The organism is Xanthomarina sp. F2636L (assembly GCF_026410195.1).
GTDB lineage: Bacteria > Bacteroidota > Bacteroidia > Flavobacteriales > Flavobacteriaceae > Xanthomarina.
In genome coordinates, this window is sequence record NZ_JAPMLM010000055.1 from 367,959 (window position 1) to 389,153 (window position 21,195).

Annotated in this window: 16 protein-coding genes; 5 read left to right on the forward strand and 11 right to left on the reverse strand. The window is 31.8% G+C overall.

Annotated elements, in window-relative coordinates; translation table 11 throughout:
* Nucleotides 1-33: 33 nt before the first annotated feature.
* On the reverse strand, nt 34-618 hold the full coding sequence (locus OS191_RS02740; RefSeq protein WP_267154179.1) for an RNA polymerase sigma factor: 585 nt from the start codon (nt 616-618) through the stop codon (nt 34-36).
* Between the two features lie 239 nt (nt 619-857).
* Here OS191_RS02740 and uvrA point away from each other — a divergent pair, with 239 nt between their 5' ends.
* Nucleotides 858-3,641, forward strand: a complete 2,784-nt coding sequence (gene uvrA, locus OS191_RS02745) for an excinuclease ABC subunit UvrA (protein WP_267154180.1) — start codon at nt 858-860, stop codon at nt 3,639-3,641.
* Here uvrA and OS191_RS02750 read toward each other — a convergent pair.
* Entirely contained in the window at nt 3,638-4,705 is a 1,068-nt protein-coding gene (locus tag OS191_RS02750; protein ID WP_267154181.1) for a DUF3667 domain-containing protein, read from the reverse strand. The two genes, uvrA and OS191_RS02750, sit on opposite strands and share 4 nt — an antisense overlap.
* 221 nt (nt 4,706-4,926) lie before the next feature.
* Between OS191_RS02750 and OS191_RS02755 the strand changes: the two genes are divergently transcribed.
* Nucleotides 4,927-6,084 (forward strand): hypothetical protein, encoded by a 1,158-nt coding sequence (locus OS191_RS02755; protein ID WP_267154182.1) that lies wholly within the window; start codon nt 4,927-4,929, stop codon nt 6,082-6,084.
* Between the two features lie 75 nt (nt 6,085-6,159).
* Here OS191_RS02755 and OS191_RS02760 read toward each other — a convergent pair whose 3' ends face one another.
* The 4 genes from OS191_RS02760 to OS191_RS02775 are packed head-to-tail and all read right to left on the reverse strand — an operon-like array spanning nt 6,160 to nt 11,685.
* Nucleotides 6,160-7,623, reverse strand: coding sequence for a lipopolysaccharide biosynthesis protein (locus OS191_RS02760; RefSeq protein WP_267154183.1), 1,464 nt, complete (start codon nt 7,621-7,623; stop codon nt 6,160-6,162).
* A complete protein-coding gene (locus OS191_RS02765; protein ID WP_267154184.1) occupies nt 7,611-8,903 on the reverse strand; it encodes a glycosyltransferase family 4 protein in 1,293 nt (430 codons plus the stop codon). Before OS191_RS02765 ends, OS191_RS02760 begins: the two co-directional genes overlap by 13 nt.
* A 29-nt stretch (nt 8,904-8,932) precedes the next feature.
* Nucleotides 8,933-11,368 carry a YfhO family protein gene (locus OS191_RS02770; protein WP_267154185.1) on the reverse strand — a complete coding sequence of 812 codons (2,436 nt, stop codon included), beginning with the start codon at nt 11,366-11,368 and terminating at the stop codon, nt 8,933-8,935.
* A 29-nt stretch (nt 11,369-11,397) separates the two neighbouring features.
* A complete protein-coding gene (locus tag OS191_RS02775; protein ID WP_267154186.1) occupies nt 11,398-11,685 on the reverse strand; it encodes a DUF4834 family protein in 288 nt (95 codons plus the stop codon).
* 191 nt (nt 11,686-11,876) lie between these two features.
* Here OS191_RS02775 and OS191_RS02780 point away from each other — a divergent pair, with 191 nt between their 5' ends.
* A complete protein-coding gene (locus OS191_RS02780; RefSeq protein ID WP_267154187.1) occupies nt 11,877-12,863 on the forward strand; it encodes a transporter in 987 nt (328 codons plus the stop codon).
* A gap of 18 nt (nt 12,864-12,881) precedes the next feature.
* On the forward strand, nt 12,882-14,000 hold the full coding sequence (locus OS191_RS02785) for a GTP cyclohydrolase (RefSeq protein WP_267154188.1): 1,119 nt from the start codon (nt 12,882-12,884) through the stop codon (nt 13,998-14,000).
* A gap of 56 nt (nt 14,001-14,056) precedes the next feature.
* On the opposite strand, the gene capB is transcribed toward OS191_RS02785, so the two are convergent.
* The 3 genes from capB to OS191_RS02800 form a co-directional block, all read right to left on the reverse strand.
* Nucleotides 14,057-15,316, reverse strand: coding sequence for a cysteate-C-fatty acyltransferase (gene capB, locus OS191_RS02790; protein WP_267154189.1), 1,260 nt, complete (start codon nt 15,314-15,316; stop codon nt 14,057-14,059).
* A gap of 125 nt (nt 15,317-15,441) precedes the next feature.
* Nucleotides 15,442-16,488, reverse strand: coding sequence for a cysteate synthase (capA, locus tag OS191_RS02795; protein ID WP_267154190.1), 1,047 nt, complete (start codon nt 16,486-16,488; stop codon nt 15,442-15,444).
* A gap of 69 nt (nt 16,489-16,557) precedes the next feature.
* The gene (locus OS191_RS02800) at nt 16,558-18,618 is read right to left on the reverse strand and encodes a S9 family peptidase (protein WP_267154191.1); all 2,061 of its coding nucleotides are present in this window, start codon (nt 18,616-18,618) and stop codon (nt 16,558-16,560) included.
* Between the two features lie 86 nt (nt 18,619-18,704).
* On the opposite strand from OS191_RS02800, the gene OS191_RS02805 reads away from it, so the two are divergent.
* Entirely contained in the window at nt 18,705-19,028 is a 324-nt protein-coding gene (locus OS191_RS02805) for a YbaB/EbfC family nucleoid-associated protein (protein WP_267154192.1), read from the forward strand.
* 146 nt (nt 19,029-19,174) lie between these two features.
* Here OS191_RS02805 and OS191_RS02810 read toward each other — a convergent pair whose 3' ends face one another.
* Together OS191_RS02810 and OS191_RS02815 are read right to left on the reverse strand one after the other, a co-directional pair.
* Complete coding sequence (locus tag OS191_RS02810; protein WP_267154193.1) at nt 19,175-20,113, reverse strand: hypothetical protein; 939 nt, start codon at nt 20,111-20,113, stop codon at nt 19,175-19,177.
* Nucleotides 20,114-20,142: 29 nt separating this feature from the next.
* The gene (locus OS191_RS02815) at nt 20,143-21,168 is read right to left on the reverse strand and encodes a threonine aldolase family protein (RefSeq protein ID WP_267154288.1); all 1,026 of its coding nucleotides are present in this window, start codon (nt 21,166-21,168) and stop codon (nt 20,143-20,145) included.
* Between the last annotated feature and the right edge of the window lie 27 nt (nt 21,169-21,195).

The following is a 21,195-nucleotide window of genomic DNA, read 5'->3' on the forward strand; positions in this document are numbered from 1 at the left end:
ACAATCTAAACGAAGCAAATCTATTTTTATTGTTTAATTAGTTAAAATAATATTATGTTTATCAATTATCTTTCTCATATTAATTAAAGCATAACGCATTCTGCCTAAGGCCGTATTGATACTTACTCCTGTATTATCAGATATTTCTTTAAAGCTCATATCTCTGTACATACGCATCATTAATACTTCTTTTTGGTCTTCTGGTAATTCTTCAATAACCTTTCTAATATCAGACTCTACCTGCTCTTTTATAATGCTTTTTTCTGCATCTAAAGTACTATCACTTAGTACAGAAAATATATTAAAATCTCCTGTATTACTAAATTTAGGCATACGAGTATTCTTTCTAAAGTGATCGATAACCAAATTATGAGCTATACGCATAACCCAAGGTAAAAATTTACCTTCCTCGTTATATTTACCTCTTTTTAAGGTTTTAATAACTTTGATAAACGTGTCTTGAAAAATGTCTTCAGCCACATCTTTATCATAGACTTTGGAATAAATAAAACTGTAAATTCGTTGTTTGTGCCTGATAATTAAAACCTCTAAAGCAGGTTCATCACCATTAATGTAGTTGCAAACTAGCGTAGCATCTGTGATAAGTTCGTTTCGCATAATTATTACTTTAAACATAAAGAAGTCTCTATGTTTTTTGGGGTTAAATAACTTTTTAAAGTAATATTATGCTATAGGCTAGACGAGTGATTTTAAGATTAGTAAGTTCCAAATATAATAACATTCTTGTATAAATAGCAAATAAAGTTTTATTTTTTATAAAAAAATATTCGATAACATTCCATTTTTTAGGCTGATTTACTTATAGTATCTTTGCAAAATTATCGCCTATATAATTTATGAAACGTAACATTTCCGAAGTAAATCCGAAAGAAAACATCATTATTAAAGGTGCTAGCTTGCACAATTTAAAACATATTGATGTTGTAATTCCCAGAAATAAATTAGTAGTTATTACAGGTTTATCGGGCTCTGGGAAATCTAGTTTAGCTTTCGATACACTTTATGCCGAAGGACAACGTAGATACGTGGAAAGTTTGTCTAGTTACGCCAGACAGTTCTTAGGAAGACTCAACAAACCTAAGGTTGAATACATAAAAGGTATTGCTCCTGCAATTGCTATTGAGCAAAAGGTAAACTCTACCAATCCGCGCTCTACAGTTGGAACTTCTACAGAAATATATGATTATTTAAAACTATTATTTGCTAGAATTGGAAAAACCTATTCTCCAAAATCTGGAAATGAAGTTAAAAAAGATACGGTTGCAGATGTTCTAAATTATATTAAAACCTTTGATGAGGGTGAAAAACTCCTACTCCTCGCTCCTATTTATTTAGAAGAAGGTCGAACTATGGAGGATAAACTAAAAGTCCTTCAGCAACAGGGTTATGCCAGAATTAAAGTTGATGATAAGGTTCAAAGAATTGAAGAAGTAAAAAGCATTTCTATAACTGAACCGGTTTATTTAGTGGTTGATAGAATAATTACTAAAAACGAAGAAGATTTTTATAACCGTTTGGCAGATGCTATTCAAACTTCATTTTTTGAAGGGAAAGGCGAATGTTATGTAGAGTCTTTAAAAGATAATAAGCAAAGATCTTTTAGCAATAAATTTGAATTGGATGGCATGGACTTCTTGGAACCTAATGTACATTTATTCAGTTTTAATAATCCGTATGGCGCCTGTCCAAAATGTGAAGGTTATGGAGATATTATTGGTATAGATGAAGATTTAGTTATTCCAAATACGGCTTTATCTGTTTATGAAAATGCCATTTTTGCCTGGCGAGGCGAAAGTATGAGTTGGTATCGAGATCAATTGGTAAACAACTCGCATAAATTCGATTTTCCCATTCACAAACCCTTTTTTCAATTAAGTAATGCGCAAAAGCAACTTATTTGGGATGGCAATAAGTACTTTGAAGGTTTGAATTCTTTTTTCGCCGAATTAGAATCCAAAGCGTATAAAATACAAAACCGTGTGATGCTTTCTCGTTACAGAGGAAAAACCAAATGTAAGGCATGTGGAGGAAAACGTTTAAGGCCAGAAGCAGACTATATAAAGATTGCCGATGCTACCATTACCGATTTAGTAGATTTGCCCTTAGATAAATTATCTGCTTTTTTTAAAAATTTAGAATTAAACAAATACGATCTAAAAATTGCAAACCGTCTACTTAAAGAAATAAACAACCGTTTGTTATTTTTAGAAAATGTAGGTTTAAATTATCTGACTTTAAACCGAAAATCAAACACACTTTCTGGAGGTGAAAGTCAGAGAATTAACCTAGCAACTTCTCTTGGAAGTAGTTTGGTTGGCTCTATGTATATTCTAGACGAACCTAGTATTGGTTTGCATCCAAAAGACACCGAAAGGTTGATTGGCGTATTAAAATCTCTTAGAGACTTAGGCAATACGGTGATTGTGGTGGAGCACGACGAAGATATTATGAAAGAAGCCGACGAGGTTATTGATATTGGCCCGGAAGCAGGAACTCTTGGTGGCGAAGTTGTTGCCACCGGAACATTTAAAGATATTCTAGCTTCAAACTCTTTAACTGCTCAGTATTTAAATGGCAAACTTGAGATAAAAGTTCCTGAAAAACGAAGAACTTCTAAATATCAAGTAAATATTCTTGGCGCTAGAGAGAACAACTTAAAAAATATAGATGTTACCATTCCGCTTGGAATGCTTACAGTTATTACTGGAGTTTCCGGAAGTGGAAAAAGTACTTTAGTTAAGAAAATACTATATCCAGCACTTCAAAAACAACTCACAGATTTTGGAGATAAACCCGGGCAGTTTTCAGAATTAACTGGAAACTTTAGTAATATTAAACAGATTGAGTTTGTAGATCAAAACCCTATCGGTCGTTCGTCTCGTTCCAATCCAGTTACATATATAAAGGCCTACGACGATATTCGTGCCTTATATGCCAGTCAGAAATTGAGTAAGATTAGAAACTATCAACCCAAGCATTTTTCTTTTAATGTGGATGGTGGACGTTGTGAAACCTGTAAAGGTGAAGGCGAAGTAACCATCGAAATGCAATTCATGGCAGATGTACATTTAACCTGTGAAACCTGTAATGGAAAACGCTTTAAAAAAGAAGTTCTGGAAGTTACTTTTAATGAGAAAAATATTGACGACATTCTAAATCTGACCATTGATGATGCCATTAGCTTTTTTGAAAAGTCTGAGCAAAATAAGATTAAAGGCAAATTACAACCATTACAAGATGTAGGTTTAGGTTATGTTACCTTAGGTCAAAGCTCATCTACCCTTTCGGGTGGAGAAGCACAACGTATAAAATTAGCATCATTTCTAGGAAAAGGAAGCAAGAGCGATAATACTTTGTTTATTTTTGATGAACCAACAACGGGATTACATTTTCACGACATTCAAAAACTCTTAAAATCTTTTAATGCCTTAATAGAGAAAGGACATTCAATTTTAGTGGTAGAACACAATTTGGAATTGATAAAATGTGCCGACTATATTATCGATTTAGGTCCTGAAGGTGGTGAATATGGTGGTCACTTAGTGGCTTCAGGAACACCTGAAGAAATTGTTGCCAATAAAAAATCTATTACCGGTTCATATTTAAAAGAAAAACTCTAATAAAACATAAAGGCGAAAAATGCCACTCCTACAGCAACTAAGCTAACTATAGGAAAAAACAAAAGTGTTATCAGGCTACATTTAAAATAGCTTTTTAACCAACTTTGTTTGTAAAAACGTTTAAGGGCAATAAATAGATATATAAATATGGATAATACGATTATTGTATCTATCCAATCAGGAATATCTACAATTAGATTTATCCCAACAATTAAACTAAATACAGTAAATATAAATGCAAAAAAGTAAAAGCTAAACACCAGATGATGTGCATAGCGCCCACTTTTTCTATAAAATAGCTTTAATAATAAAGCAAATAGTGGCAAAACAAAGAACATGGCAATGGGTACGGTATCATAAAAAGTTTGTAGAATACTTCCTCCCTGTTTGGACTTCAGAAACTTCAAAGCTTGTGCATATAAACGTTTTTTAAACGCACTATCGGTTTCTTCCAAACCCATGGAAGTTAAAATCTCTTTATCTGGAGCGTTTATTTTTATTAAGGAATCTACTTTTGTACCAGCAAAACTAATGTCATTTTTTTTAGAATTAAAATTTTTATCTGAAACTAATGAGTCTATTTGCTTTTCGGTCATTCCAGAAAATACAGCCGTTTTTTTAAGAGCAATCCTCGCTTCTTCTCTATCTAAGGAATCTTTTAGTTTTAAAGCTAAAACTTCTTCTTCTGAAAGCGAATTTATATCAACATGTTCTTCAAAAGCACTAGCAAGACCTTTATCCATATCACTTGCTTGTTCATTGGCTTTAAACGAAAATAAAAAGAAAAAAACAATAGCAACAAACAGATACATCTGTGCTGGATGTAAATATAATAAACGTTTACCTTCTATAAACTTCCTTGCTAAATACCCGGGTTTTATTAATAAAGGAATAAAACTTTTAAAAAAACGCGCATCAAAAGAAAAGTAATTACTTATTGTATTATAAAATAAGACACCTAAAGTTAACTCATCTTTGTCTTTCTGACCACAATGAGGACAGAATTTAAAATCGCTATCAAAAGAGTTTTCACAATTTTTGCAAATAGTTTGGTTGGTTGACATTACTTTTAAAATTGGTTCTATAAATGTATAAAAAAGAGAGTATTTATTACTTATTTAAAAATAATTTAATAGATATGCGATTGTTAAGAGTTATAATTTTTAAATAAAACAAATTTTAAGACACTTATTAACAAGACTTTACACCTAGACAGTTCTAAAAATCCGATTTTGGCATGTTGTTTGTTTTATACTTGACACGTTTCATTTTAAATCTAACAATTATGAAAAAATTTATGTTTTTAATAACAGCTTTAGTCCTGAGCGGGCTAACTGTTAGCGCAACAACTACCAACAAACCAAGTTCTATTGATAATACAACAGCTTTGAGAGGTTATGGTAATTCTTTCATATTTGTTGAAAATGGAGTTGAGTTCTCCATATTCCCAGATGGACAGTTCGATTTTTATATGCCATCATACGGACCAAATATAAGTGTTTATAGTCCTGGAATAAGTATCAGTTTTAACTCTGGATACAATTACAATCCGTTTTTACAATACGATGAATTCGGAGCCATTATTCAAGTGGAACACGTACCAGTTTATTACGATTATTATGGTCGTGTAAATCAAATTGGAAATGTGTTTATTAATTATAACAGTTTTGGAAACGTATCGCGAATTGGAGGGCTTTATATTCACTATAACTCTTATAGAAGATATGCTTATTATACGGGATATATCAATGCGTTTAATCCGTACTACGTTTACAGACCTTGGCATGGATATTACCGGGTTCCAGCCTACAACCACTGTGTTGTTTACCACAGACCTTATAGACAATATTACACGCCTATTAGATATAATTACAACAGACCTTATACAAACAATTACAGACGTTCTACTGCTGTTGCAACAAGACGAGGTAATACAATTAAAAGAAGAACTGAGTTGGCCACAAGACCTACTCGTGCAAACAATACTCCAAGAAGAGATGTTGGAACTGCAAAACCTAGATCAGGAAATCAAGTTGCTGCTCAGCCTAGAAATACGAACAATACGGTAAGGCCACGTACTGGTTCTCAAGCTAATTCACCTAGATCTAATAATCAGGTAGCACCAAAGCCTAGAACAGCAACTAATACAGTAAGACCATATAAAGGTTCAAGCAATAACTCACCCAGATCTAACAATCAGGTTGCACCAAAGCCTAGAACCGTTACTAATACTGTAAGACCTAGAACTAATTCTCAAATGAATTCTCCTAGATCTAAAAGCCCAGCAGTTTCAAAGCCTAGGACTCAAACTGGAGGGAATTCAGCAAGACCTGAGTTTAAACAGAATGTAGCTAGTAGAAAACCAAAGCAAGTAAATAATCGTACATACAGTAAAGATCGCAATAAGAATCAGATGGCTTCAAATAATAGAAGCAGAAGGTAATTAAATTTTGGTTGGTTAGTTGGAAAGTCCTGCAAGTAGTTTGCCTCAAAGCAACATTGTGGGATTTTCCTTTTTTTAGTTTTTATTGATTCTTAATATTTTATTTAATAAGATTGAAATATCATCAGATAGATTAAGCCAATACACTAAAAAGCCATAGCTTAAAGAAATCAGCAAACTTTTTAGAGCAATATTTACAATTGGATGAAATGGAAAGTCCCAGAAATAAAACACACCTAAACTTACTAACAAAAGCAAAATAACCTTTACGGTATTTGCAGTAAAAGGCAACATTTTAAACTTAATATATACAAAGACAATTTTAGATATGTTGTAAATTAGAATAGCAATAAACGTTGCAAAAGCAGCCCCATTTATTCCATATAAAGGAATAAAAATCATATTTAGGACTACTGTTAGTACAGCCAGAAAAGCACCTAAAACTAGAACCATTCTGTAATAATCACTATTAAAAAGGATAGCATTATTATTTCCTAACAAGCTATCAAGCAACTTAGTAAGACCAATTATAAATACAACTATCAATCCATCAACATAATTTTCATCAATCAATTTGTAAAGTTCATTAATATTTAAAATAATTAATAGAAATATAAACCCTGATATAATAAATAAGGTTAAGGAACTTTTTTTATAAAGAATCTTTAAATCAATTTTATTTTTTTCGTTTAAAAGTTTTGCCGTTAACGGATTAACAATTTGATACATAGACCTGTAAGGCACTCCAATAACCGTAGCAATATAAATGGCGACTCCGTAATAAGCAACGTTTTCAATGGCTTCGTAGCGATTAATCATAAACTTATCTATTTCTAAAATCACATTTGCTACAGAACCTGCAATAATTATTAAAGTCGTGTATTTTAAAATAGACTTAAGATTCGGGATTCTTTCAAATTTTAACTTTGGAAAACGAAGACTAAAAGCATACAACTTCATAATAAGCATTCGCATAGCATAAACACCAACGACACTGTAAATAAACTGATCTACTGTCAAGAATCCTGCATACAACATAAGAAGCAAAGCTGTTGTACAAACTCTATGAAACACCTCTTTCATAAAGTTACCAAACACAGTTTGCATTTGTACTTTAGACCAAGCATAAAAAACTTCGAAGTAAGCAAAAGTTATGGCTGCAATATAAATAAGCCACACATAATCGACTACAATAATATTGTCTCCTGCTAACCATGTACTTATAAATGAAAAAGCGAAGTATCCAATAAGACCAAACGGAATAATTACCAATAAAGGTAAAAATAACATTAGGGTTAAAAAGCTATTTTGAGATTGCTTTGTTTTAAAGGAAGAATAAAATTTCACGATAGTATTATGAACACCAAAAGCCATAAGGGGCATCATAATATTAGCCGTAGAAAGTAAATAGCTTACCAATCCGAAGTACTCGTCACTTAAAAAAGAAGTATATAAAAACATAACATTTATAGCTCCAATTCCAAAGCCTAGATAAGTAATAAGCGTGTTTTTTATAGACTGATTTACTACAACTCCCATAAAATCAATTTAGATAAAGATTCGGTTAAAGCTTGTCTACTATATTTTTGCAATCCGATAGCATGAGATTTTAAATTCCCTTCTTTATATGATTTATAAAAATTTAAGAGGGTCCTTTTTATGGCATCGTGATCTTGATAATTAAAATAGGATCCGGTATTGGTTTCTTTAAGAATAGTTTCAACATCTGAATCTTTTGGACCAATAGCTAAAATTGGTCTATTAGAAACCATATATTCAAATAGTTTTCCTGGAATAATACATTTAGTTTCATCGGAATCTATTTCAATCAATAATAAAACTTGAGATTTTTTTTGAAATTCAATCGCCTTATTATGTGTTACATAACTATGTTTATTTACATAAGAGCTTAAACCATATAATTTTAAAGTTTCTAATACATCTGCACTAACTGAACCTATAAAATGAAGTTCTAAATCTTTAGCAAAATCTGCATGCTCCTCTAGAAGTTCTTTTAAAACTTTCCAGAGTACTTCTGGGTTTCGTTTAGACAATAAAGAGCCAATATGGGCTAAAGTAAACTTTTTATCAAGTGGTGGATTCCCAACCGAGTTTCTATCGTAACCATTAGTAATTACCGAAATGGGCTTGTCTGTAATATTTGAAAACTCCTTTTTTGTTACTTCACTAGTCACTATAATTTGATTGGCCTTTTGAAGAACTTCTTTTTCTAACGCCTTGTGTTTCTGTTTGGCGTAGTTAGTAAGTTTTAATTGTTTATGATATCCAATAGTTGTCCAAGGATCTCTAAAATCTGCTATCCAATTAACTCCTGAACTTTTTTGTAATTTGAGCCCGATAAGATGCAAACTATGTGGAGGTCCTGTTGTAATAACAGTTTCTATATTATAATCTGATATATAGGTATCCAAATATCTAAATGAAGGTCTTACCCAACTCTTTCTAGCATCTGGAATAAAAAAATTTCCACGTACAAAAAGCAGTAATTTATCTATGATTGATTGTTGCTTATCCTTAGGAATAATCCCTTTACTTATGGTCTTGGATTTGGATTTAGATAAAAATCCAGCAAATTTATAAGGTTCTTTTATGGGTTGTTTTAGAATAGTAATTTCATTTGAAACTTCTTCTAAAAGAGTTTCATCTATAATGGGATAACTGGGGTTTGATGGCACATAAACAACTGGCTCTATACCAAATTCTGGTAAATATTTTACAAACTTCAACCAACGTTGTACTCCTGGACCTCCAGCTGGTGGCCAATAGTACGCGATTATAAGAACCTTGGTTTTAGTCATTTTTACAGTCGTAAAGTCTTAGAATGAATTTAAGATTTATCTTCCTTCTTAAAATTATAGAACAAACCTCCAAGAAGCAATAAAACAAATATTATAGAGCTTGCCAGTGCAATATTACTACCGGTTTTTACAACCTGTGGTTCAAATTTAAATTCTATGTCATGATTGCCTGCAGGAATATTCATTCCTCGTAATACGTAATTTACGCGTGTATGTGGGGCTAATTGTCCATCTATATACGCATTCCAACCATCTTTATAATAAATTTCAGAAAACACAGCAAAACCATCAACAGCACTAGAAGATTTATATTTAATATAATTGGGCTTATAGGTTTCAACTTTAATTGTAGCAGTAGTATCTATCATAATATCTTCCTTTAAAAAAGAAGCATATTTATCATCGGTCATCATAATAGCTACTTTTTTAGTGTCTAAACTGTCAAGAGCTTTTATTTCATCGTTTGCCGAGTTAACAAACTTAATGTTTTCAATAAACCACGCATTTCCATTGGCATCTGGATTGGTGTAAGGAAACGGATTTCCTTCTTCATCTTCAGCTATAATATATTTAGTATTCAACATGTTTAACACGTTGATGTTGTTTTTTGAAATATAAAAATCATACAACTCATCATAACGTTTTAATTTGGCTGCATGATAGCCCGATAAAGAATTGTAGAAATAAGAGGCTTTAGCTGGGGCTCGAGAAACCAAATCAAAAACTCTAAAGTTTTCTGAATCTTGCATGATAGCTTTATCAACTTCAGTAGCTTGATACGGTTTATTCATTCTTATGGAAGGCACAAAAGAATCGTTGTTAACATAACGTCTATCTACACCCACCAAGTCGATTAAAATTAAAACTGCAAAAGCCATAATTACTTTTGTTTCGGAAAGTTTCTTTTTCAAAAATAAATAGATGGTTCCAGCTGCAATTAGAACTAAAATTAAAGTTCTAAACGTATCTGCCGTAAAAAAGGCTTTTCTGTCTGCAATTAAGGCGTCCATAAATTGTTGGCCAAAATTCTGACGATAATACCCATCGCTTCCTCCAACAAAATTAAACAAGGATGATTTAAACAATAAGAAAACTACAGCCAACCCAGCCGTTATAATTACTGTATATTTTAAGGCTTTTAGTTTTTCTTCTTCTTTATTAAAATTATTAAAAAGCTTTACAAGTCCAAAAATGGCTAAAACAGGAATACATAATTCTAGAATAACTTGAGTAGAACTTACTGCTCTAAATTTGTTGTAAAGAGGTATGAAATCTATAAAAAAATCGGTTATAAACTTAAATGGCTGACTATCTCCATATGATAAAATTAAGGATAATAAACTTCCACCAACAAGCCACCATTTTAAACGACCTTTTACTAAAAACAGCGCAAATATAAATAAGAAAATTACAACTGCTCCAATATAAGCTGGAGCTTCCACAATAGTTTGTTTTCCCCAATAAGTAGGTGTTTGTTTGGCATATTCTCTGGCTTCCAATGGTGGAACTCCTTGCTTTAAAAAGAACTGGTAAGACTCTGAATCCTTTCCAACATCTTCATGACTACCACCTCCCATAAATCTAGGAATATACAAATTGAAGGTCTCTAATATGCCATAACTGTATTCTGTAATATAATCTCTATCAAGTCCGGTTGTAATTTCTTTTGGAGAACCATCTTCATTTATGGTTAATTCACTAGGTCCTCTGGTACTTACTTTGGCGTACTCTTGGGTTGCTAAGATATTTGTTGCGTTAAGTCCAATAGCTAAAACAACGGCTAATGATAAAATGCCCACAGTTTTAAAATAATGGGATAATTCTTGTTTTTTATAAGCATCTACTAAATAAGCAATTCCTAAAACAAGTACTAAAAACATCAAATAGTAGGTCATTTGAAAGTGATTAGCCACTAACTCCAATGCCATAGCAACAGTAGTTAGCAGAAATCCGAAAATATAGCGCTTTCTAAAGGTTAATAAAATACCACTTAAAACCAAAGGCATATAAGCAATTGCATGCGCTTTACTATTATGTCCAACCCCCAGTATAATAATTAAATAAGTAGAAAAGCCAAAGGCAAGCCCCCCGAGTGCAGCTAATTTATAATCTACTTTTAAGACCAATAATAGAATATAAAATCCTATAAAATAAAGAAAAAGATAATCTGCTGGCCTAGGTAAAAACCGGAGTGTTAAATCTAACTTTTTAATATAATTATTGGGATAATGCGCTCCTAGTTGATAAGTTGGCATCCCTCCAAAAGCACTATTTGTCCAATATGTCTCTTCGCCAGTAGCTTGTTTAAAATCTTTTTGTTGCTTAGACATACCAATATAATGCACAATATCACTTTGGTAAATAGATTTTCCTTGAAGTACAGGGCTAAAATAAGTTAAGGAAATAATCACGAATCCTATTAAAACAAGGATGTGAGGGAGGAATTTTTTAAAAGAAATAGACATGAAAATATGTTATACTATGAAAGCGAAAATTAATCAATTTCTTCGTAATCTACATATTCTCCTACATTTTTATTTGAAGTTGTTCTTTGAGGTGCTTTATCTATAGATACTTCGCCCTCTTTATTTTTTTCTTGCGTAGTTTGTTTAGGCTGTTGATATTGCCCAAACTGCCCGCCAAAACGCTCTTCTGCCTTTTTTGCAACATATTTCATTAATAAAGGCGCAAACAATCTGGATAGTATTTTTATTCCATAATAAATTAATAGAATAATCAAAATAACCCTTAAAACGCCTGTTATAGATGCATACTGTAGCATAGATATAATTTTAAACAAAAATACAAATCTCCTTTTTTAAAATGTGAAATAAATACTTAAAAAAAATATAAAATCTATATATTTGATTCAAACTAAACTGCATAATAAGTTTGCCACATGTTTATAATTATAAAACACTAAAAAGCAAACCGTTATATTTTACAGCTTCAAATCAACTAAATATGTTACATATGACATCTTTAAAAACTTATGTATTCTTATTAGCTTTTGCCTTTACATTAAATGCTTATTCGCAATATACCGAAGTTATAAATTCCAACAGACCTGGAGTTTCTCAAAGTGCTTTTTCAGTTGGAACAAACGTGGTTCAATTTGAAGCAGGTCCATATATGTTAAACGAAAAACATCAGCTTCTGGATAGAGAAGATAAAAGTTTTGGTGCTGATTTTGCCGTAAGATATGGGTTATTATGGCCACAACTAGAATTAAACTTAGAGGGAACTTTTCAATCTACAAAAAGAGAATACACGAATACGGTTCCTAATGAAAGTAAGTTTAGTGATTTTAAGACCCTAACTCTTGGTGCTAAATATTTAGTTTACGATCCTTTTAAAAATGCCGAAGAAGAAAAACCTAATTTATACAGTTGGAATGCTAACCATAGCTTTAAATGGAAATATTTAATTCCTGCAGTAGCTGTTTATGCTGGTGCAAATTTCGATACTAAAGACAATCCATTTACGGCTGCTGGAGTTGAAGGTTTTAGTCCAAAGATCATGATTTCTACACAAAACAATTTTTCTGGAGGTTGGGTATTTGTCATGAACTTTGTGAAAGATCGAATTGGAACTGACCAATCTGATTTTACTTTCATTTTAACATTAACAAAGTCTATTGCCGATCAATGGGCTGTTTTTGCAGAATCTGAAAACATAAGTAGCGATTTTTATGCAGACAACCTCATTCGTTTTGGTGGCGCTTATTTATGGACTAGAAACTTTCAGGTAGATGCTGCAGCTACATTCAACACTAAAGACACACCTTCTGTGTTTGGGGTTAGTTTAGGTGCTTCCTATCGCTTAGATTTTCATAAGGATAAAGAAGAAAAAGATGGTACTTCGGCAGAAGAAGAACTTGAAAGACGAGAAAACAAAGCTCGTGGAGAAAAGAAGAATAAAAGAAAAAAAGAAGATATAGATTTTGATTCAGATATTTAATTTGATGTTTTTACACCTATGATAACACTTAAAGAAGTCAAAAATAAAAAGGAGTTAAAAGCATTTGTAACGTTTCCTTTTCAACTTTATAAAAACTCGAAATATTGGGTACCTCCTATTATTTCAGATGAAATAGCGACGCTAAGTTCAGACAAAAACCCGGCATTTCTTCATGCTGAAGCTCAATTTTTTCTAGCCTATAAAAACAATGAGATTGTTGGACGTGTGGCTGCAATTGTTAATTGGACTGAAATTAACGAACAGAAAGTAAAAAAAATGCGGTTTGGTTGGTTTGATACCATAGAAGATCTTTCAGTTTCAAAAACTTTGTTAGATAAGGTTACTGAGATAGGAAAATCTCATAATTTAGAATTTGTTGAAGGTCCTGTTGGATTTTCTAATTTGGATAAGAATGGTGCTTTAACCTATGGTTTTGATCATATTGGTACTATGGCTACTTGGTATAATCACCCATATTACATCTCCCATTTTGAAGATTTAGGCTTTTTAGGAGAGAAAGAATATATAGAAAGTAAGTTTTCCTTTAAAACCATACCCTTAGAACGTTTTAAAAGAGTTAATGAAATTATTACCAAACGCTTCAAGCTTAGACCTAGTAAGTTCACAAAAACAAAAGAAATTATCCCACATATTGATGGGATGTTCGACCTTTTTAATAAGTCTTATTCTAAACTATCAACGTTTGTTCCTGTTTCTAATGCTCAAAGAGACTATTTTAAGCAAAAATTCATCAATTTTATCAACCCAGAATATATCAAGTTTGTATTTGATGAAAATGATAACATGGTTGCATTTGCCATTGTTTTGCCTTCGTTTTCTGAAGCACTTCAAGAAACTAACGGTAAATTATTCCCTTTTGGGTTTTTAAAATTATTGAAAGCCAAAAAGAATAGTAAAACTGTTTTATTCTATTTAATTGGAGTTGAACCACATTATCAAAACAAAGGTGTGACTGCTATAATTTTTAATGAATTTTATGAAACTTTTAAAAAACAAAACATAGAAACCTGTATTCGCTTACCAGAATTATCAGATAATTTGGCTTCTCAACAAATTTGGAAGGATTTTGATTGTGAAATTATTAAGCGACGAAAAACCTTTAGAAAAGAATTATAATAAAAAAATCCGATAACGTTTGTTATCGGATTTTTTTATACTACAAATAAGTAGTTTTATTTATCCATAGAAGCTGCTACTGAAGCAGACAATCTTTTATAAGTACCGTTTTCTAGTCTTTCTCTAATAGCGTCGAAAGCGTCTAACGTTTCATTTACATCATCTAACGTATGAGTAGCAGTAGGAATTAAACGTAATAATATTAATCCTTTTGGAATTACTGGATACACAACGATAGAACAGAAAATACCGTAATTTTCTCTTAAGTCTCTTACTAAAGCCATGGCTTCAGGAATACTTCCTTTTAAGTAAACCGGAGTAACACAACTTTGTGTGGTACCAATATCAAAACCACGTTTCTTTAAACCGGATTGTAAAGCATTGGTGTTTTCCCAAAGTTTATTTTTTAACTCAGGCATGGTTCTAAGCATTTCTAAACGCTTTAAAGCACCAACCACCAATTGCATTTGCAAAGATTTTGCAAACATTTGTGAACGTAAGTTGTATTTTAAGTAATCAATTATTTCTTTATCTGCAGCTATGAAAGCTCCAGTACTAGCTAAAGATTTAGCAAAAGTTGCAAAATATACATCAATACCATCTTGAACACCTTGCTCTTCTCCTGCTCCCGCTCCTGTTTTACCTAAAGTTCCAAAACCATGAGCATCATCAACAAAAAAGCGGAATTTAAATTTTTCTTTAAGAGCAACAATTTCTTTTAATCGACCTTGCTCACCTCTCATACCGAACACGCCTTCAGAAATAACTAAAATACCCCCTCCAGTTTGCTCAGCCATTTTTGTAGCTCTTTCAAGATTCTTTTCTAAACTTTCAATGTCGTTATGTTTATAAGTAAAACGTTTTCCCATATGTAAGCGCACACCATCTATAATACATGCGTGGGCATCAACATCATAAACAATAATATCGTCTTTAGCAACTAAGGCATCTATAGTCGAAACCATACCTTGATAACCAAAGTTAAGTAAATAAGCAGCTTCTTTATTAACGAAAGAAGCTAATTCATTTTGAAGTTTCTCATGCATATCTGTATGACCAGACATCATACGTGCTCCCATTGGATAAGCAGAACCATAATCTGCTCCAGCTTGAGCATCTACTTTTCTGACTTCTGGGTGATTTGCTAAACCTAAATAATCATTAATACTCCAAGTAATGACTTCCTTCCCTCGGAATTTCATTCTGTTAGATATTTCACCTTCTAATTTTGGAAAAACAAAGTAGCCTTCAGCTTGTGAAGCCCATTTTCCTAATGGTCCTTTATCTCTATAAATTTTATCGAATAAGTCTTTCATATAAGCTATTAATCATGATTTAATAGTGCAAAATTAGATATTTAAATACTTAATACATAATCTTTTTTCACTCTATTATTAACAAAAACATGTTACTAAAATTAGTAACATGTTTTAAAGTGGAGTTATTTTATATATTGTATGCTTTGAGCAGATTCTTCATGTTCGTGGTCATGATCTAAAAAACCTTGATCATTCATCCATGCATCACTATAAATTTTACTCATATAACGTGATCCATGATCTGGAAAAACTACAACCACATTAGAATCTTCAGTAAATGTACCTTCTTCGTTAAGCTGCTTTATAGCTTGCATGGCTGCACCAGACGTGTAGCCAACAAATAAGCCTTCTGTTTTAGCAATTTCTCTTGCAGTATGAGCACTTTCATCGTCAGTTACTTTTACAAACTCGTCTATAATATCAAAATCTGTTGCCGTTGGGATTAAGTTTTTACCTAATCCTTCTATACGGTATGGGTAAATTTCTTTTTCATCAAACTCATGAGTTTCATGATATTTTTTAAGAACAGAACCATAAGCATCTACTCCAATGATTTTAACATCAGGATTTTGCTCTTTAAGGTATTTTCCAATTCCAGAAATAGTCCCTCCTGTTCCACTACAAGCTACCAAATGCGTAATTTTACCTTCCGTTTGATTCCATATTTCTGGACCAGTTGAATGGTAATGTGCATCAATATTCAACTCATTAAAATATTGGTTAATGTATACAGAACCTTTGGTTTCTTCATGTAGTCTTTTAGCCACTTCGTAATAAGATCTAGGGTCGTCTGCAGGAACATGTGCAGGGCAAACATAAACTTGCGCTCCCATAGATTTAAGCATGTCGATTTTATCTGCTGAAGATTTAGAACTTACAGCAAGAATACATTTGTAGCCTTTAACTATACTTACCATGGCAATACTAAATCCTGTATTACCTGAAGTTGTTTCTACAATAGTATCACCAGGTTTTAATATTCCTTTTTTTTCAGCTTGTTCTATTATATAAAGTGCAATTCGATCTTTTGAAGAATGTCCTGGATTAAAAGCCTCTACTTTGGCAAAGTAGTTTCCTTTTAAAGGAGATGTTATTTTATTTAGTTTAATTAGTGGTGTATTACCAACTAATTCTAAAACATTATTAAAAACTTGTTTATTTTTTTTCATACATGTTATCTTTTGACAACCAAAAACTATGGAAGCCTAAAACCTTGCAAAAATACATAAAATTTTTTACTAACGAGTAATTCCTTCTAAATCCAGTATAAAAGCATACTCTAAAGCCACTTCTTTTAAACTTTCAAAACGTCCAGAAGCTCCACCATGTCCTGTCTCCATATCTGTATGTAGCAATAATTTATTTGTATCGGTTTTAAACTCTCTTAATTTAGCAACCCATTTAGCTGGTTCCCAATATTGTACTTGAGAATCGTGTAAACCTGTTGTTACCAATAGGTTTGGATAGTTTTGTGCTGTAATATTATCGTAAGGAGAGTAGGATTTTATATACTCATAGTAATCTTTTTCGTTCGGATTTCCCCATTCGTCATATTCTCCAGTAGTTAATGGAATGCTGTCATCTAACATCGTTGTTACCACATCTACAAAAGGTACAATAGCCAAAACACCTCTGTACAATTCTGGATTAAGATTTATAATAACTCCCATTAAAAGTCCTCCTGCAGATCCACCATATGCATATAAATGTTTTTCTGAGGTATATTTTTTATCAATTAAATATTTAGAACAATCTATATAATCATAATAGGTGTTCATTTTAGATAATAACTTTCCATTTTCGTACCAATCTCTACCAAGATACTCTCCTCCCCTAATATGCGCAATGGCATAAATAAAGCCTCTATCTAATAAGCTTAATCTTACAGTTGAAAAATACGGATCAATTGTAGAACCATAAGACCCGTATGCATAAAGCAATAACGGATTGCCTGACTCTTTTTTTAAATCTTTTCTATAAACTAATGAAACAGGCACCTTTACACCATCTCGAGCTGTAACCCAAATACGTTCTGATGCATAATTTTCTTTCTTGAAGTTTTTATCTAAAACTTCTTGTTCTTTTTTAATTTCATGAACTTTAGTTTTGAAATTATAATCTATAACAGAACTTGGAGTTGTAAGCGAGTTATAACTGTAACGCAATACATCGCTATTAAAGTCTGGATTGTTACCAGTATAAGCAGTATAGGTTTCACTATCAAAAGGTAAATAATAGTCTTCATTTCCATCCCAACTCAAAATGCGAAGTGTATTTAAACCTTTCTCTCTTTCACTAATTACCAAATAATCTTTAAAAATCTCTATATCTTCTAATAGCACATCTTTTCTATGTGGTATTAAATCTTGCCAATATTTACTTTCTGTCTGTTTTTCGCTGGTTTTTTGAAGTTTAAAATTTATAGCATCATCATTATTATTAAGCACATAAAAATGATCTTTATAATGTGCTATAGAATATTCCAACCCCCTTTCTCTTTTATTAAATACTCTAAATTCTTTATTAGGTGTATCGGCATTAAGAATACGATACTCTGAAGTTAACGTGCTCGAGGAGCCAATAACAATGTATTTTCTAGATTTAGTCTTATAAACAAAGGTGTTGAAGGTTTCGTCTGTTTCATGAAAGACTTCAATATCCTCTTCTACTTTAGTATGTAATTTATGTTTAAAAACACTGTTAGAGCGAAGGGTTAACTCGTCTTTTCGAGAATAAAATACGGTTTCATTATCGTTAGCCCAAGTAACACTACCAGTTGTATTTAAAATTTTTTCAGGATAAATTTCACCAGTTACCAAATTTTTAATTTGAACGGTGTATTGTCTTCTACTAACTGTATCTGTAGAAAAAGCAGCCAGCTTATTATCTAAACTTATTGAGATGCTTCCTAAGCTGAAATAAGAATGCTCTTTAGCCATGTCATTACAATCAAACAACAACTCTTCAGGCGCATCTAAAGTATCTTTTTTTCTTGCATAAATAGGATAATCTTTTCCTTTTTCAAATCTAGTAATATACCAATAGCCATTAAATTTATATGGAACCGATTGATCATCTTCCTTAATTCTAGCTTTCATTTCTTCAAACAACTGTTCCTGTAAAGGTTCCGTATGTTTCATAATACGTTTGGTATAATTGTTTTCGGCATGTAAATAATCTAAAACCTCTTGATTTTCTCTATCGTTTAACCAATAGTAATTATCAATACGAACATCGTCATGAGCAACAAGGTTTTTTGGTATTTTTTTTGCCTTAGGAGGAAATATATTGTTTTTCAAATGTGAAGAAATTTTTAACTTAATTATTGGCTTCAAAAATATGAAAATTAAATAGCTTTGTACTTAAATTAATAAATTATAAAATTATGTTTGGAGATCTTATGGGAATGATGGGTAAACTAAAAGAAACCCAGAAAAAAGTTGAAGAAACAAAAAAACGTTTAGACACGGTTTTAGTTGATGAAAAAAGTAACGACGATAAACTAAAAGTTACTTTAACTGCCAATAGAACTATTAAATCTATTAGTATTGACGACAGCTTATTACAGGACAAAGAAGAATTAGAAGATTACTTACTTTTAACTCTTAATAAAGCCATTACACGCGCCACACAAATAAATGATGCTGAATTAGCAGCAGTTGCAAAAGATGGGATGCCAAATATTCCAGGTATGGATATGTTTAAATAAGAAAACTAGTATGATACATAAATAAGAAATATACATTTGTCATTCAGAAGGAGGAGTCGGTTGAAGAACCTACAATAAAATCAAAAAGAATCTTCACCTCATTTTGAATGACAAATCGAAGTTTTTTGCTAAATACACAAGATCTTCTATCTATAGCCAAACTTTAATTTAATACCGTATTTTTCTTCAATCTCAGGTTTAATTTTATCTGTCTCAATAGAACAAATACCAAATTTTGAACGATCTGCATTCACTTTTTTGAAATCTGTTGATTGCTTCTCAAAAGGAAAATTAAAATGATAATTTGATAGATTTGCTCGCGTTTTCCTGCTTACTCGATATAAAATAGAAACCCTGCCTTTTTGAAAGGCATAACTTATTGCAAACTCTCTGGGATGCATGGCTCCAGATTTTATAGCAGTCATTAGCTTTTCTTCTGTTAAATCACTTATAGGATAATCATAATGTAAAAGTGTAACGGTTACTTTAGCATTGTCTAAATCGCAGTCGTTAATTTTTGAAGCATCATCTGAATTATCAATACCTATGATATTTTCGCCTGGATATGCATTTTTATCAAGACCCTCTTTAATTTTATAAAAGTTCGAGTAAACAATCCCTTTATATTCCTTACTCCTTTTATTTCCCTGTTCTTTTTGATAGTTTCTATGAAATGCTTTTGATGCGCCAATGCTAATTTTTGATTGATATTCCATATATAAATCAGGAAATAACGTTTCTAACTTCTGCCAATTAAAATCGTTTAATTTCTCATTAAAAATCTGAATCTCTTTTAAACATTTAATTTTTACTCCATGTTTAAAAGCTTCTTTTATCCAATCTAGAGCTTTAGATTTGTTATTGTTAATTAGGGAAATTTGAGAAGCAATAATATAATCCTTTGCAAATGCAGGTTTATAATTATTTAGTAATTCATTTAATTGCTTTTCAGCTTTAATAAAGTCTTCGTTAACTATAAGCTCTTCAACTTTATTAAATTCTTGATGATATATTAAAAAGTCTGTTTCACTAAACTTATTTTGAAACCATAAAAAAGTCAAGCAAATTAATAAATTACGAATCATCTGTTTTTGCTTTTAGTTAAAACGTGAAATTACAATCTCATGTTTTTCAAAAATGTCAAAAAGTAATCATGCATGTCATTAGTATAATCTAAATGCGTGACTATTCTTAACTTACCTTGCCCCATGCTACTTATACGAATATTATTATTCTCAAGTGTTTTAAGGAAATTGGAATCGTTTAATTGATCTTGTAATTCAAAAATTACAATATTAGTCTCTACAGGTTCCACCTTTTTAACAAAGGATAGTTTGCTTAACACGGTTTCAATTTCTTTGGCTTTTTTATGATCTTCGGCCAAGCGTTCTATATTGTTATCTAAAGCATAAATTCCAGCTGCTGCTAAATAACCAACCTGTCTCATGCCTCCACCAAAAATTTTTCTAATTCTAATAGCGTTTTCCATAATATCTTCATCGCCAATTAAAACGGAACCAATTGGACAACCAAGACCTTTGCTTAAACACACAGAAATTGTATCGAAAACTTTCCCATAATCTTTGGCAGCTTCATTTTTTGCCACCAAAGCATTCCAAATTCTTGCTCCATCTAAATGAAAGCCGAGATTATGTGTATTACAAACAGTTCTTATTTTATTTAATTCTTCAAAATCCCAACATGCGCCACCTCCTCTATTTGTTGTGTTCTCTATTTCCACCAAAGAAGTTAAAGGACTGTGGTAAAAATCTGGCGGATTAATAGCTTCAATAACCTGTTCTGCAGTAAACATGCCACGGTTCCCATTTATTAACTTACATGAAACGCCACTATTAAAAGAGGCGCCTCCACCTTCGTAATTATATATATGTGCGTCTTTATCGCATATAACTTGGTCTCCAGGATGGGTGTGTAACTTTATAGCTGTTTGGTTAGCCATAGTTCCCGATGGAAAAAACAAAGCTTTAGGCTTCCCAAACAGCTTAGCTAAGCGTTCCTCTAGGACGTTGACTGTTGGGTCTTCTTTATAAACATCGTCACCAACTGGTGTTTGCATCATAGCTTCCAACATACCTTTTGTTGGTTTGGTAACCGTATCACTTCTTAAGTCTATTATCATCATATAATAATTAAAAGTATAAAACTA